The 12,975-nt window shown below is 44.3% G+C and carries 17 protein-coding genes and 1 other annotated feature; of the genes, 13 read left to right on the forward strand and 4 right to left on the reverse strand.

The window, feature by feature from the left end; genetic code table 11:
* Positions 1 to 113: 113 nt before the first annotated feature.
* From BLS23_RS02180 to BLS23_RS02205, 6 genes are all read left to right on the forward strand, one after another.
* Complete coding sequence (locus BLS23_RS02180) at positions 114 to 341, forward strand: hypothetical protein (protein ID WP_089650890.1); 228 nt, start codon at positions 114 to 116, stop codon at positions 339 to 341.
* A gap of 413 nt (positions 342 to 754) precedes the next feature.
* Positions 755 to 1,324 carry a muramidase family protein gene (locus tag BLS23_RS02185; RefSeq protein ID WP_089650891.1) on the forward strand — a complete coding sequence of 190 codons (570 nt, stop codon included), beginning with the start codon at positions 755 to 757 and terminating at the stop codon, positions 1,322 to 1,324.
* A 36-nt stretch (positions 1,325 to 1,360) separates the two neighbouring features.
* Positions 1,361 to 1,741 (forward strand): hypothetical protein, encoded by a 381-nt coding sequence (locus BLS23_RS02190; protein WP_143015208.1) that lies wholly within the window; start codon positions 1,361 to 1,363, stop codon positions 1,739 to 1,741.
* 61 nt (positions 1,742 to 1,802) lie between these two features.
* Positions 1,803 to 2,028 (forward strand) — a binding site (T-box leader).
* A 44-nt stretch (positions 2,029 to 2,072) separates the two neighbouring features.
* Positions 2,073 to 3,314: a tyrosine--tRNA ligase gene (gene tyrS, locus BLS23_RS02195; RefSeq protein WP_244157036.1), complete on the forward strand. Its 1,242-nt coding sequence runs from the start codon at positions 2,073 to 2,075 to the stop codon at positions 3,312 to 3,314.
* A gap of 27 nt (positions 3,315 to 3,341) precedes the next feature.
* A complete protein-coding gene (locus tag BLS23_RS02200) occupies positions 3,342 to 3,962 on the forward strand; it encodes a nucleotidyltransferase domain-containing protein (RefSeq protein WP_143015209.1) in 621 nt (206 codons plus the stop codon).
* Positions 3,963 to 4,088: 126 nt separating this feature from the next.
* Positions 4,089 to 4,559 (forward strand): tetratricopeptide repeat protein, encoded by a 471-nt coding sequence (locus BLS23_RS02205; RefSeq protein ID WP_167355982.1) that lies wholly within the window; start codon positions 4,089 to 4,091, stop codon positions 4,557 to 4,559.
* A gap of 10 nt (positions 4,560 to 4,569) precedes the next feature.
* Here the strand turns inward: BLS23_RS02205 and BLS23_RS02210 are convergent, their stop codons facing one another.
* From BLS23_RS02210 to BLS23_RS02220, 3 genes are all read right to left on the reverse strand, one after another.
* Positions 4,570 to 5,361 carry a cytochrome c oxidase assembly protein gene (locus BLS23_RS02210; protein ID WP_089650896.1) on the reverse strand — a complete coding sequence of 264 codons (792 nt, stop codon included), beginning with the start codon at positions 5,359 to 5,361 and terminating at the stop codon, positions 4,570 to 4,572.
* Positions 5,354 to 5,833 carry a DUF2243 domain-containing protein gene (locus BLS23_RS02215; RefSeq protein ID WP_089650897.1) on the reverse strand — a complete coding sequence of 160 codons (480 nt, stop codon included), beginning with the start codon at positions 5,831 to 5,833 and terminating at the stop codon, positions 5,354 to 5,356. Before BLS23_RS02215 ends, BLS23_RS02210 begins: the two co-directional genes overlap by 8 nt.
* 109 nt (positions 5,834 to 5,942) lie before the next feature.
* A complete protein-coding gene (locus BLS23_RS02220) occupies positions 5,943 to 6,320 on the reverse strand; it encodes a nuclear transport factor 2 family protein (RefSeq protein ID WP_406945907.1) in 378 nt (125 codons plus the stop codon).
* A 124-nt stretch (positions 6,321 to 6,444) separates the two neighbouring features.
* Between BLS23_RS02220 and BLS23_RS02225 the strand changes: the two genes are divergently transcribed.
* Positions 6,445 to 6,972, forward strand: a complete 528-nt coding sequence (locus BLS23_RS02225; RefSeq protein WP_089650899.1) for a nucleoside/nucleotide kinase family protein — start codon at positions 6,445 to 6,447, stop codon at positions 6,970 to 6,972.
* Here the strand turns inward: BLS23_RS02225 and BLS23_RS02230 are convergent.
* Positions 6,944 to 7,582, reverse strand: coding sequence for a phosphatase PAP2 family protein (locus BLS23_RS02230; protein WP_089650900.1), 639 nt, complete (start codon positions 7,580 to 7,582; stop codon positions 6,944 to 6,946). The two genes, BLS23_RS02225 and BLS23_RS02230, sit on opposite strands and share 29 nt — an antisense overlap.
* 73 nt (positions 7,583 to 7,655) lie before the next feature.
* On the opposite strand from BLS23_RS02230, the gene BLS23_RS21640 reads away from it, so the two are divergent.
* The 6 genes from BLS23_RS21640 (at position 7,656) to BLS23_RS02255 (ending at position 12,763) form a co-directional block, all read left to right on the forward strand.
* A complete protein-coding gene (locus tag BLS23_RS21640) occupies positions 7,656 to 7,817 on the forward strand; it encodes a hypothetical protein (RefSeq protein ID WP_167355983.1) in 162 nt (53 codons plus the stop codon).
* A gap of 17 nt (positions 7,818 to 7,834) precedes the next feature.
* On the forward strand, positions 7,835 to 8,710 hold the full coding sequence (locus tag BLS23_RS02235) for an aminoglycoside 6-adenylyltransferase (protein ID WP_089650901.1): 876 nt from the start codon (positions 7,835 to 7,837) through the stop codon (positions 8,708 to 8,710).
* A 50-nt stretch (positions 8,711 to 8,760) separates the two neighbouring features.
* A complete protein-coding gene (locus BLS23_RS02240; RefSeq protein ID WP_089650902.1) occupies positions 8,761 to 9,144 on the forward strand; it encodes a hypothetical protein in 384 nt (127 codons plus the stop codon).
* Positions 9,122 to 9,355, forward strand: a complete 234-nt coding sequence (locus BLS23_RS02245; RefSeq protein ID WP_143015210.1) for a hypothetical protein — start codon at positions 9,122 to 9,124, stop codon at positions 9,353 to 9,355. Before BLS23_RS02240 ends, BLS23_RS02245 begins: the two co-directional genes overlap by 23 nt.
* Before the next feature lie 699 nt (positions 9,356 to 10,054).
* Positions 10,055 to 11,335 (forward strand): glycoside hydrolase family 68 protein, encoded by a 1,281-nt coding sequence (locus tag BLS23_RS02250; RefSeq protein ID WP_089650904.1) that lies wholly within the window; start codon positions 10,055 to 10,057, stop codon positions 11,333 to 11,335.
* A gap of 93 nt (positions 11,336 to 11,428) precedes the next feature.
* Entirely contained in the window at positions 11,429 to 12,763 is a 1,335-nt protein-coding gene (locus BLS23_RS02255) for a glycoside hydrolase family 68 protein (protein WP_089650905.1), read from the forward strand.
* Positions 12,764 to 12,975 lie beyond the last annotated feature (212 nt).

Here is a 12,975-nt window from a genome sequence, read left to right on the forward strand (position 1 = left end):
ACGACATGCCCTCCCACTGTAACATAGGCTGAAGCTACGGCTCTAGAAGAATTATGAAACTTATCCTGATGGCTTTACGTACATGTAATAAGACGAAAAGGAGGGTTTCGCACATGTGGTTTTTTCTCGGCCTTGTCGGTTTGTTGGTTGTGCCACTATTGTACGGATTTTTGCGCGATGCTTTCGGATGGAACAGGAACAAATTTTACGGAGATGAAATGAATAAACAAAAGCGTACTTCTGTTGAAAAACGGTATGATAAAGCAGAAATTCGGAAGGGAAAAGTTCATCAGCAAGCTAGAAATCAGGGTAACCACGGAGGGTTCGGAGGGTTTCATTAAAAAAATCGAAACCTTGCTGAAAGATGAAGGTTATAAGAAGCCAGCAGGAGTGCTGGCTTTTTTCATGGTAATGATTGTTTTTTCTAAACTTGGAAGATTGTATTTGTATGGATAGGAAGGGGAAGAAATAGAAAAAGAGAGTTGGCTTCGGTGCACTATGGAACTGAAGTAAAGAGAGTAAATCAACGAGTATCACGGGGTTGGAAGCGATCACCAGGCTCAGCAAAAATCAACCACAACAATGATTTTCTCCTTCAACAATATAACGTACTTTTTTTTACAGGTTCTTGTTTTGTCCTACATAGTTCAAGGGAGCATTGGAAACTATATTTTTCAAAATATTACGTTTAGATGACAAGCGAAACCGAAACACAAATACTGAAAGCATTTTTAACCTTAAGGAGGGTCCATGGATGAACAAAAAGAAGATTTTGGCACCTGTACTCGCTTTAGGGATGACGCTTGGGGCTGGAGCTTATAGTGTTTCGGCGGAAACTTATCAAGTGACCTTCGAAAAAGGGGACACGCTTTGGAGCCTGGCAGAACAATATGATGATGTGACCGTTGATGATTTATACAAATGGAATCCAGGGATTGATGCAGACATCATTCAACCAGGGTCTCGAATTACAGTGAAAACAGAGGAAACATTTGATGAAGATGATTATCCGAATGAAGAATTTCATACCGTTACACCGGGAAGTACGTTGTACAGCATCGCAAATCTTCATGAAGGGGTGACACTCACAGAACTGTTTGAATTAAATCCAGGCATCGACCCATGGAACTTGCAACCAGGTCAGGAAGTCCGGGTTTCACCGGCTGAAGATGTGAATGTCCACTACCATACGATCGCTCCTTACGATACTCTATATGGAATAGCTGGTATCCACCAGGGCGTAACCGTGGAGGATTTGTACGAATTGAATCCTGGAATTGATGCGAGAAATCTCCAAATCGGTTCAACCATCCGTGTGAAATAAAGGAGAAAGCCCGGGACTTCCGTGGGAGCCCCGGGTTTGGTACTTAAAGGAAAGGTCGGAGAGGAAATTACAGCCGGAATCGATCGGTTTGATGTCAGTTGGGCGAAAGATTTTCAAGAGAAAGGCGGCAGGTTCATGCTTCTTTTGGAAAATATCCCGGAGACTGATTTCCTAACACCAGTGGTGGCTGCAAATGGGATGGTCCAATTAATGGGTGACTCGGTTCAAGATGAGGGTGAAGACAAAACTTTCTATACTGAATTTATGAAGGAACATCCATCTAAAGAAAAGAGAACTCCCGTGTCTGAAGACTCTACTTCTTCTACAAGCATCCTTTTCCTCGTAGGTGCGGTCAATCTTGGAGGTGTGTTTTTCCTCCAAAGAAGAAACGTAGGGAGTGTGTTTCATAAGAAATAAAATATTCAGAAAAACGTTGACATCTTCTTCCTTTCCGCGTAACATAATCCTAACTTTAATACCTACGGCAATGACAGAAACCCAGTAGTGAAGAGATCCCTGTCGTCAGAGAGTCGACGGTTGCTGCGAGTCGATACACACCTCTTCATGAATTACCTTCTGGAGCTTCTTTTACGAAAACTCATGTGAGTAGTGGAAGACGGTAAATCCGTTATCTTTTTGAGGGGAGGATGAAGACATTCATCTTCAACTTGGGTGGTAACGCGTGTAGAAGACACGTCCCATGATGGGGCGTGTCTTTTTTATATTCTAAAAAATGGAGGGCTGTAAGATGATCGAACAATTGAATGATGTGCAAAAAAGAGAACTGGAAAAGCAATGGGAGGTTCTATCTTATGGTGTCTCCTCGATCATTCCGGAAGATGAGTTCAAAGAGAAAATTGCGAAGTCGATTAAAAATGAGAAGCCACTGAAAGTGAAGTTGGGGCTCGATCCGACTGCTCCTGATGTCCACCTCGGCCATACGGTTGTGTTGAATAAATTGAAACAGTTTCAGGAATTCGGGCACACAGTTCAGCTGATCATCGGCGATTTCACAGGGAAGATTGGTGATCCGACGGGTAAGTCAATCGCCCGTACCGCTTTGACGGATGAAGAAGTGGAGCACAATGCAAAAACTTACTTTGAACAGTTCGGCAAAGTGATCGACATGGAAAAAGTAGAGCTCCATTACAACTCGAAATGGCTTTCCAAAGTTGGGTTCTCAGAAGTGTTGAAACTGGCGAGTACGGTGACGGTGGCAAGGATGCTCGAGCGCAATGACTTTCATAACCGGTACGAAGCGAATAAGCCGATCTACCTTCATGAGTTTTTCTACCCCGTCATGCAAGGATATGATTCGTATGCTTTGGAGTCAGACATCGAACTCGGAGGGACCGATCAAGAATTCAATGTATTGTTCGGAAGGCAAGTTCAGGAGCACTACGGCAGGGAAAAGCAAGTCGTCCTGCTGATGCCTTTGATTGAAGGGCTTGACGGTGTGGAGAAAATGTCGAAGTCGAAAGGCAATTACATCGGTGTGGATGAGCGGCCGCAGGACATTTTTGGAAAAACGATGTCGATTCCTGATGCGTTGCTCATGAAATATTTTGAACTCGTATCTCCGTTATCCATAGAAGAAGTGCAGGAAGTGAAACGGAAGCTTGATGAAGGTACGCTTCACCCGCGGGATGCCAAAATGAAGCTTGCCGCTTCTTTTGTCGAAATGCTTCATGGAAAAGAGGCAGCTCGTCAAAGCCGAGAACAGTTCATCAATGTTTTTCAGAAAAAAGCGATGCCGGATGAGATTCCTGAAGTGATGTGGAAAGGAGAAGAGGAGCTTCTCATTGTCGACCTCGTCAAGGAACTCGGACTTTTACCTTCCAAGAGTGAAGGGAGAAGGATGATCAAAAATGGCGGGGTCCGGATCGACCAGGAGAAAGTGACGGATGTCAATCAAACGGTGCAAGTGACAGACGGGGTAGTGGTTCAAGTCGGGAAACGGAAGTTTGTACGGCTAAGAAGTTCATCCTGATTGGAGAAGAAAAGGGGAAATGAAGCGATGGAAAGAGAAGCATTTATAGAAAAAGCAACCGAACATATGAGAGAGACCTATAAGTGTCATACCGTATTCTTGTACGGTTCCTATCAAACCGGGGACTCTACGAATGAAAGTGATGTCGATTTGATTGGTTTTTCCGATGAGCTGGAAACACAGAATAAAGTGGAAACGTTCAGTGGCAAGCTTTTGGATGTGTGGGTCCACAAGACGGATGATATGAAAGAGCCGGCCAACTTTTTGAAAGTCCATCGTGCCGAGGTCCTCGTCGATGATCATGACCTTGCCCAAAAATGGATGACAGAGATTGATTCTATTTTCAACGAGGGACCGTCGTCTTTGCAGCCGAAGGAGAAGCAGTTTTTGAAAGATTGGCTGATTAAGATGAAAATACGCTCGAGAAAAGGGGATATGGAGGGCCGCTATCGCTTTCACTGGCTAGTGAAGGAAAGTCTTGAAATTTATTTTGAGATGATCGGACGCTGGTACCTCGGTCCGAAAAAGTCGCTGAACTGGTTACGTGAGCACGATGTGGAAGGGTACCGGATTTACGATAAGCTGCTGGAAGGGCCGGGGGATCGCAGACGGCTGGATGCCTGGATTGATCATTTGCAGAAGCTTTAAGTCAATCGTTGGAATATCGGCCAAAATGAAATTTTATCGGCTGAATTGAAAATATATCAATTAAAATCTAAAGATATCAACCAAATGAAGAATATATCAATTAATCAAGGGAGGAAGGGGGATTTTATGAATCAAATCCAGTTCTTGTTGGATGAAGGAGAGAGCGAGAAAGCTAGAGTTGAAGCATTGAACCACTTGAAACGGGACGAGGAAAACGCAGATTTGAATTATTTGTGTGCGGTATCGCATGATGCGCAAGGGATGGAGCGGGAAGCCATCCCCTTTTATGAAAAAGCCATTGACCATGGAATACAAGGCGACCGTAGAACTCAGACCTATATTCAGTGGGGAAGCAGTCTAAGGTGCATCGGGAAGTATCATGAAGCGAGGGAGGTCCTGGAAAAGGGAGCGCAGGAATTTCCAGGGAATCCCGCGATTCAGGTGTTTCACGCGATGACCTTATACAACTTGAAGCAGTCCCCCCAAGCGGTGGAACAATTGCTGGCGGTGCTGGGTTCTCATGCAGACAGTCCCTGGATTGAAAAGTATAAAAAAGCCATTTCCTTTTATGCGGCTCAACTAGATCAAACTTGGTAGGGGTTTCTTTTCATGGACTTGCTGCCAGCCTCTTATTTGGTTGAGTAGCTTTGTACCACTGCCAACAAAGGATGAAAATAAGAATGGCATCGATCGCATCGCCCCCGTAGTACATAAGCATGGATCCTGCCTCTGCCTGGCTTTGACTGACTCCTTCTGGCGGGGAGGCATACAAGTATTTCGACAGGATTCCGTGTCCTGCAAGAGCGAAGATGAATACGATTGCCCGATACAAATAACTGTAGCGGTGAGCGACAGGGTCAATGTAAATCATAGCCATTGTAAAAAGGTAACCGGCCAGGAAGACGTGCAGATGGACGAGAATGTGAATCCATAGGTTGTCGTGCATCATGTGATATAAATCTGTTGTGTAAAGCACCCACAACCCACCGATGTTGAGAATGGAAGCTGTGATCGGATGACTGATGACACGCACATAAGAACTTCTCAGGAGAGAAGATATCTTTTTGGCAGCAGAAACGGGAAGTGTTCTTAACAACAGGGTCATCGGTGCAGCAAGAACGAGCAGGAGTGGGGCGAGCATGCCTAAAAGCAGATGCCCCATCATATGGGCGCGAAAGTCGATGCGCGCTTGGTCTGCTAGCGGGCCGATGACAGCTATACCTGCACATAACACTCCGATAAACCAAAGAACATAACGCCAAACCGGCCATTTCTGCAGATGACGGGAACGATTAGAAACGATGCCTGCTCCTATGTACAAAAGGATGGCCACTAGAAAAGGGAACGACAGGATCACGTCAAAAAGGAGTCCGCCCCCATTTGCATGTTGCTCATGCATGGGAAGGAGCTCCTTTTTTGCTGGTACGTTTAAGAAGGAGTAGACCTGCAGCAATCATAAGCACAGCGGATATGTTCCACACAAGGTCGTAAGGGATCACATTTTCCACATAACGGATCTGGTGCAGGCGCATCAGTTTATGTTGAATGATTCCGTCATACAACTGGAAAGACCCTGCTCCAAGCAGAACGCCGCCCCACCAACGTTTCAGTGATAAGCCATTCCTCCGTTTTAGATCGGCAAAAAGAAACAGACCGCCAATGGTTGCGAACCAACTGAACGCGTGGAACAATCCGTCTGAAATCAGTCCGATGTCTGTAGTGGATTGATCATAAAAATGGTGCCATCTAAGCAGTTGGTGGAAAATCGTTTCGTCTATAAATGCAGCAAGGCCGATTCCGAACAAGACTCCGGACCATAGGTTCCGTTTTGAGTGATGATTACGTTCAGAATGAAGGGACTTTGAACCCATAGAGAAACCTCCCATTCTTCAAAATTCTTCCTATGTTGTACCCACCACTAAAAAAATACAAACGTTTCTGGCTTTAAAAAGGACTTTTGACGGGATGGTGATGACAAGATCAAAGTCCGCGCATTTCTTTATACTCATCCTTTAGTAAATCCGTCATGGTTCCTTGATGAAAATACAATTGCCAGCGCTCATCGATCTTTTTCCAAATGGAGCTGCGGAGTGTGTTTCTGTTTCTTGTTGTGTCCGTGACATAATACGTTGCGAGGACCGTATCCTCTGATAAAGGCTGAATTTCATAATGATCGAGAGCCATCTCAGTCAGGAGGACGCCCTGCTCCAGGCAGAACTTTTTATCATAAGGAACGCCGGAACTTCCGATCTCCCAGAAGTCATCGGCCAATATGTAATCCAGCCCTTCTGTGGATTTGCGAGTGCTTAACTGTAGGTGGTGGGTTTCCAGTGCTTTCAATTTTTCCTTCAGCGACATATGTATTCTCCTTTGTGTTAAAATTTTCTATGGGAATATTATACTTTGATTCTACCATGAGGAGATGAAGCGATGTCGGTCCATGTGAAAAGAAACGACTAGTGAAATTAAGGAAGAGGGACCAATGACATATCCAACGGTTATTGCAGTAGCTGCCGTTTCGGGTGGCGGGAAGACGACGATTACGAAAAAGCTTCGGGAGCGCTTGTCTGGATCTGAAGCGCTTTTCTTTGATGCGTATGAATTTGAGGGTGCACCGGAATACATCACCGAGTGGGTGGAAGTTGGACCGGACTATCAACAATGGGAACTGGATCCGCTGATTGAGGATATTCAATCAGCACAAAATGCTTCTTTTCTCATCCTCGATTACCCATTTTCTTATAAGCATGAGAAAGTGAAGCCTTGGATTGACTATTCGGTTTATATTGATACACCTCTGGATATCGCTATGGCAAGGCGTTTGCTTCGTGATGAGGTAGGGCCAGGCGTAAAGGAAGAGTTGACTCATTATTTGCATGCTGGAAGAAATGCTTATTTAGAAATGCTCCAGTCCATTAAACCCGATGCCGATCTTGTCGTCGATGGAACGCTGAGCGTGGAGAACATCGTGGAGCATATTATCAAGAATCTTTCCTCCGAACATCATTAGAGATTTTCTTTTGTGATAGAAGATCCATCACCAGAAGCCACACGAATCCGATGAAAAACCCACCGAGCACATCGCTTATATAATGAGCGCCGAGATGGACGCGGGACCACCCAACCATTCCAACCACAAGAAAGCCACCTAACATAAAAATCCCCCGTCCTGTACGTTTCAAGTAAACGGAGAAGAGGATAAAAAGGGATCCTGTCAGGAAGACCGCATAGATCATATGAGCACTCGGGAAAGCACCCCCATTGACTGATACAAAAGAATCGACAAGAGGGCGCTCTCGACTGAAGAAATCTTTCAAACCTGCACTGATGAACTTGCTACATGCGGCTCCTAAAAGGATGAAAAAGCTGGTTCGGTATTTGTTCAAATAAATAAAAATAAAAGAAACGATAAAGCCTGTAGTGAGGCAAACCTTGTAGCTGGTTACTGTAGAGAAGAAACGAGCGATTTGGATGGTGGTTTGGTCGTCTGAGTCTGCTGTAGTCTTCATTCCCCATTCATCCATAGTTGTGAGGAAGGGGGGTGTTGTCATCACTCCCAAGCTGAACAATACGAAAAGGAAAAGGTTCAAAGCCAATAGCCATTGGAGACGTCTGTGCATTTCGGAACCTCCTTTTCTTTTTATTATTGAGAAGGTGGAAAAAAACTATGCTCTTGTATATGGAGGGAAGCAAGTGAAGGAAAAGGTCATCCAGCAGGAAAATCCATTTTTCATATATTTGTTCTTCTTCGTTTTATCATGGATGAGTCTGAAGAAAAGTGTATGTATAGAAATGAAAAGACGAGAGTGGAAGGAACGATACGAAGTTTATTCAGATCATAAAGATGGACTGTAAAGGGGAGGGAGCAAAGAATGCGATCAGATAAGGAAATGATGGATCTGATTTTGACTGTCGCCGAGAAGGATGAGCGGATCCGTGCGGCGTACATGAACGGGTCACGAACGAATCCCACATTAAAAGAAGATCTTTTTCAGGATTATGACATCGTCTACGTTGTGACGGAAACAGCTTCTTTTTTGGAAGATAAGCAATGGGTGGATGTGTTCGGTGAAAGGCTGATGATGCAGGAACCGGATAAAAATGATCAGGGCAAAGATGGCGAGTTTGCGGACTTTTATGGCTATTTGATGCTATTTACGGATGGTAACCGGATCGATTTACATATAGAAACCATTCCGCATATGCAGGAACACTACGGGGACGACAAGCTGACCGTCCCTTTGATGGACAAGGATGACTGTCTGCCTGAAATTCCTGATGCGACAGATGAAGATTATCATGTGCAAAAGCCGAAGGAAGAGGAGTATCTCGCTCGCTGCAACAACTTCTGGTGGTGTCAGCAGAACGTTGCGAAAAGCTTGTGGCGCGATGAAGTGCCGTATGCGCAGTTCATGCTGGAATGTGTGATTCGTAGAGACTTAGATCAGATGGTTTCCTGGTGGATTGGCACAAAGACGGATTTTCAAGTTTCGACAGGGAAGATCGGGAATTATTTTAAAAAGTTTCTGCCGGATGAGTATTGGACGATGTATGAAGCGACCTATGCGGACGGTGACGCGGAACATATTTGGGATGCACTGTTTGTTGCCGGTGATTTGTTCCGGACACTGGCTGGACATGTAGCGGATGAATTCTCTTTTACATATCAATGGGATGAGGATGAAAACATGACGTTTTATTTGAGACAGGTGAGGAAGTTATCTTCATCGGCCGACCGTATTTTTTAATGGGATTGTGTCCTTGATGCATGTAAACAATGGAGAAAGGAGCCCATGTTATGAAGTATCCTAAGGTTATTTTGTTTTTGTTGACCGCTTTGATATTGACAGGGTGTTTTGGGCAGAAGACCTTGCACTTTCAAGAAGAAAGCGAAGAATGGCAGGTCGAATATATCGCGGATGTAAAATCAGAAGACAGTGAATCGACAAGTCTTCATATCACCTATGTAGGTGAAGAGAAAGCTCCGGAACATATCAATTACATCCTGGACAGTCCTACCGGCAGTGGAGAGGGAGACTACGTTCTGTTGAATGATGGGATGGTCCAACAAATGGGGAACTTCTGCTCCGGCTGCGCGGTGACAAAGGAAAATCATGAGATCCAGGTGACCATTGAATGGGGCGAAAGGGAAGAAACGTTTGACTTGGAGTACGTTAAATAATGGTAGAAGAACGAAAGAGGGGAGTTCTGAAGTGGAGAGTGCAGGCAGTTTCATTATCGGTGATATGATCGCTCAACTTTTATTTTTTGTATTGTTAATCGGAGTGATTATAGGAACGGTATCGATCATCATTTCGGTAAAAAGAAAGAAGAGTCAGCTGGACAGAGTGGAAGCGAAAGTGGATCGAATTCTTGAACGGGAGAAGAGGTGATGTGTGATTTTATGATTTTAGAGAAGGGACCTTTACGGTTGTCCTTCTCTTTTTTAATTTCTTAGTGAAAAATTAACCTCCTCAGGAGAGAGGAGGGACTCACGAAAGATGACTGTCGAATTTCAAAGAAAAGTCTACAAGGATACAAAGTTCAAGGCATGACTTTACTGATTTCAACTAGGACGTAGGGTAAGAGGTGCATCTATTCACTTATTATGACTCAAATTTAATGAAGAAAAATTTAGGAAACCGATTGATTCAATTTTTCTACCATTTTAACTAGTTGTAAATGTCATCTCAATGATTGTAAAACAATGTTTAACCATTGATAGATCAACATTTTTGAAATCGGATACATGAAAAATGAGGGAGTGTGATCTTTCCTTATGAACGGGGAGAATAGATCCCTATAAATTTTTAAACTCCTTCATATGGCCAGTTTTAAACCAAACCCTAAGCTTCATTTATATGGGTTAATTTTACATTGTATCTATGTATTTCCTCTCATTTTGGAAAACATTGTAACCCTTTCCAACTTTAAAGTGAAACGTTACCAATGTATACTTCATAAGCTATTTGTGACTTTTTACCCTTAAAGAGATGACGGGAAATCTTCCGTTGACCAGTGCTTTCAGCTTCCTTAGAGTTAAGGTGTGTTCCGGAGCACACCCCAACTACAAATTATCGGGAGGTTAAGTAATGAAGACTAAGCAATCATCTATTTTATCCAAACTAGCCCTAACAGCACTTGTAGTGTCCAGTGCTTTCACAGCATTTCCTGTAGCTTCTTCAGCACAAGCAGCGGAGGATACTCCAACGTGGTCCCGTGAGGATGCTTCAAACTTTACGTTGACAGACGAAAACACGGCACCGAACATCGATTCTTTCACAGATGTGGCCCCGGATTACTGGGTATGGGACACATGGCCGCTTCGTGATCGCGATGGTTCTCTGGCTAAGATCAATGGCCGTTATGTCCAGTTCGCTCTTACTGCAAGCAAAGAGTACACATGGGCCGGCCGTCATGACCATGCCGTTATCCGTACTTTCTATTCTAAGAATGGTAAAGATTGGGAAATGGGAACGGTTCCTTATGATGAAGATAAAGCACTTGGTTTCCGCCAATGGGCTGGATCTGCGATGATCGACGAAAATGATAAAATCCACTTGTTCTATACAGCGGCCGGTCGGAAGGATGAGGGTCCTACATTCGAACAGCGTCTAGCGAAAACGACATTCGAAATGGATTATGACAACAAAGAAGGATTCCAAGTAAAGAACAATGGAGAGCACCAAATCCTTGCAGAAGCTGATGGCGTTTATTACGAAACACAAGCACAGAAAACGGGAGATATCATTTATTCCTTCCGTGATCCTTGGTTCTTCCAGCACCCGGAAACAGGCGAGGAATACTTAATCTTTGAAGGTAATACTGGCGGCACAGATAAGACACTGGAGGCCGATAACATAGGTAACGTTGATGGTCCAATTCCAGCTGGTGCAGAAGATTACAACGGAAACGTTGGTATTGCGAAAGCAGAAAACGATGATCTGACAGAGTTTGAACTTATGCCACCACTTCTTGAAGCTGACGGTGTAAACCAACAGCTTGAACGTCCGCACGTTGTGCAGAAAGGTGACGACTATTATTTGTTCACCATTTCTCACCAGTTCACGTTCGCTCCCGGCCTGGAAGGTCCAGACGGGCTTTATGGCTTCCATGCCAACTCTCTATTCGGTGATTATGAGCCGATGAACGGTACAGGTCTTGTGGTTGCGAACCCTGAAGAAGATCCATTCCAGGCATACTCTTGGGCGGTTCTTCCACATGGACAAGTCATCAGTTTTGTCAACGAATTTTATGACGAAAATGGCGACTTCCAGTTTGGCGGATCTTTTGCGCCGACGTTGAAGCTGAAGCTTAAAGATGACACTTCTGAAATCAAGGGTGTTATGGGTGAAGGCGAAATTCACGGATAATGTTGGAATAAGAAGCTAGCTGTGATCGGCTAGCTTCTCTTTCTTAACAAGCATCTATTGTAATCTTTTTGTAATAAAAAGGAGGAAGAACAGATGAACACTAAGAAATTTATGGCCCGCAATGTATTGCTGACAACTGCGATTGTATCGACGTTATCCTTCGGGTTTTCTTCAGCTGCATCTGCTGAAACAGCCGGTACATCCAACTGGACGATTGAAGATGCATCCAAGATCGAACGTACGGATGATACAACAGCTCCCTATATTGAACCAGATTTTGAAAAAATGGCACCTGAACTGCACGTATGGGACACATGGCCGCTTCGCGAAAAAGATGGTTCTATCGCTAAAGTAAATGGCTATTATGTGATTTTCTCATTAACGGCCGACTCTGACTTGCTTCCTGGTAAGCGTCACGACGTAGCGACAATTCGTTACTTCTACTCGAAAGACGGCAAGAGCTGGGAGCTTGGCGGTAAAGCTTTTGATACAAAGCAGGCTTATGGTTCCAGACAGTGGGCTGGTTCTGCAATGATTGAAGACGGGAAGCTGAACCTTTTCTATACAGCAACTGGACGTAAAGGAGAGGAAAGCGTCACCTACGAACAGCGCTTAGCGCTTGCAACAGGCGACGTGGAAGCGAATGGGAAAGGAATCTCTTTCTCTAACTTCGACCACTCGATCATCCTTGAACCGGAAGGTAAGTACTATCAGACCGAAGAGCAGGCGGAAGCCGGAGACATCGCCTACACGTTCCGTGACCCTTGGTTCTTCGAAGATCCGAAAACAGGAAAAGACTACATTTTATTTGAAGGAAACTCTGCAGGTACACCATCAGAACGAACGCTCGACCGAGCTTATATCGGCAGCGAAGACTTCCAAAGCTCCTTCGATTTTGTAAATGAAGACTTTGCAAAACTGTTCAACGGCGCGATTGGAATCGCAGAAGCGACCAATGACAGCTACACAGAATTTGAAGCAATGGAGCCCCTTCTTGAAGCGAACTACGTGAACCAGGAGCTTGAGCGTCCACATATCGTGACCAAAGGCAACCAGTACTACTTGTTCACAAACACCCACGAGCACAAATTCGGTCCTGACTTGTCTGCTCCGGATGGGTTGTACGGCTTTTCATCTGATCAGCTTACATCAGGCTATGAGCCACTGAACGACAGCGGCCTTGTCCTTGCCAACCCAGAAAACCATGCCTACCAAGCGTATTCCTGGATGGTGCTTCCGAACGGGAAAGTAATCAGTTTCTATAATTTCCATGACTTAGATGGCAAGAACATTGCTGATCTCGGTGGTACATCTCCAGAGTACCAAATGTCTCATTTTGGCGGTACTTTAGCGCCAACGTTGAAAATTGCTCTTCAAAATGACCGCACGAAAGTGGTTAACGAACAAGCTCCAGGCAAAATTAAATAAACGATTAAAACCTGAATCCTGCCTCGGATTCAGGTTTTTTTGGGGTGGAAATAAAAAAGGCTGAAAGGATCCATCATACTTGGCTAAGGAAGAATCCCGAATTAGAAGAAGTCCTGTCCTCTCTATTCCTTCTTGAGTATTATTGAATAACGAACATATGAGAACCTTGATTACTTGAACGGTCTATTTAAAAGTATCCAATAAAAAATCAG

Origin of the sequence: Halobacillus aidingensis (assembly GCF_900104185.1) — a bacterium.
Taxonomy (GTDB): Bacteria; Bacillota; Bacilli; order Bacillales; family Halobacillaceae; genus Halobacillus; species Halobacillus aidingensis.

Bases quoted from the DNA above. Each gene is read 5' to 3' on its own strand.
- BLS23_RS02215 (WP_089650897.1), bottom strand. From the start codon at position 5,833: ATGGGTTCAAAGTCCCTTCATTCTGAACGTAATCATCACTCAAAACGG.
- BLS23_RS02220 (WP_406945907.1), bottom strand. From the start codon at position 6,320: ATGTCGCTGAAGGAAAAATTGAAAGCACTGGAAACCCACCACCTACAG.
- BLS23_RS02200 (WP_143015209.1), top strand. From the start codon at position 3,342: ATGGAAAGAGAAGCATTTATAGAAAAAGCAACCGAACATATGAGAGAG.
- BLS23_RS02210 (WP_089650896.1), bottom strand. From the start codon at position 5,361: ATGCATGAGCAACATGCAAATGGGGGCGGACTCCTTTTTGACGTGATC.
- BLS23_RS02235 (WP_089650901.1), top strand. From the start codon at position 7,835: ATGCGATCAGATAAGGAAATGATGGATCTGATTTTGACTGTCGCCGAG.
- BLS23_RS02240 (WP_089650902.1), top strand. From the start codon at position 8,761: ATGAAGTATCCTAAGGTTATTTTGTTTTTGTTGACCGCTTTGATATTG.
- BLS23_RS02225 (WP_089650899.1), top strand. From the start codon at position 6,445: ATGACATATCCAACGGTTATTGCAGTAGCTGCCGTTTCGGGTGGCGGG.
- BLS23_RS02250 (WP_089650904.1), top strand. From the start codon at position 10,055: ATGAAGACTAAGCAATCATCTATTTTATCCAAACTAGCCCTAACAGCA.
- BLS23_RS02255 (WP_089650905.1), top strand. From the start codon at position 11,429: ATGAACACTAAGAAATTTATGGCCCGCAATGTATTGCTGACAACTGCG.
- BLS23_RS02230 (WP_089650900.1), bottom strand. From the start codon at position 7,582: ATGCACAGACGTCTCCAATGGCTATTGGCTTTGAACCTTTTCCTTTTC.
- BLS23_RS02185 (WP_089650891.1), top strand. From the start codon at position 755: ATGAACAAAAAGAAGATTTTGGCACCTGTACTCGCTTTAGGGATGACG.
- BLS23_RS02205 (WP_167355982.1), top strand. From the start codon at position 4,089: ATGAATCAAATCCAGTTCTTGTTGGATGAAGGAGAGAGCGAGAAAGCT.
- BLS23_RS02180 (WP_089650890.1), top strand. From the start codon at position 114: ATGTGGTTTTTTCTCGGCCTTGTCGGTTTGTTGGTTGTGCCACTATTG.
- tyrS (WP_244157036.1), top strand. From the start codon at position 2,073: ATGATCGAACAATTGAATGATGTGCAAAAAAGAGAACTGGAAAAGCAA.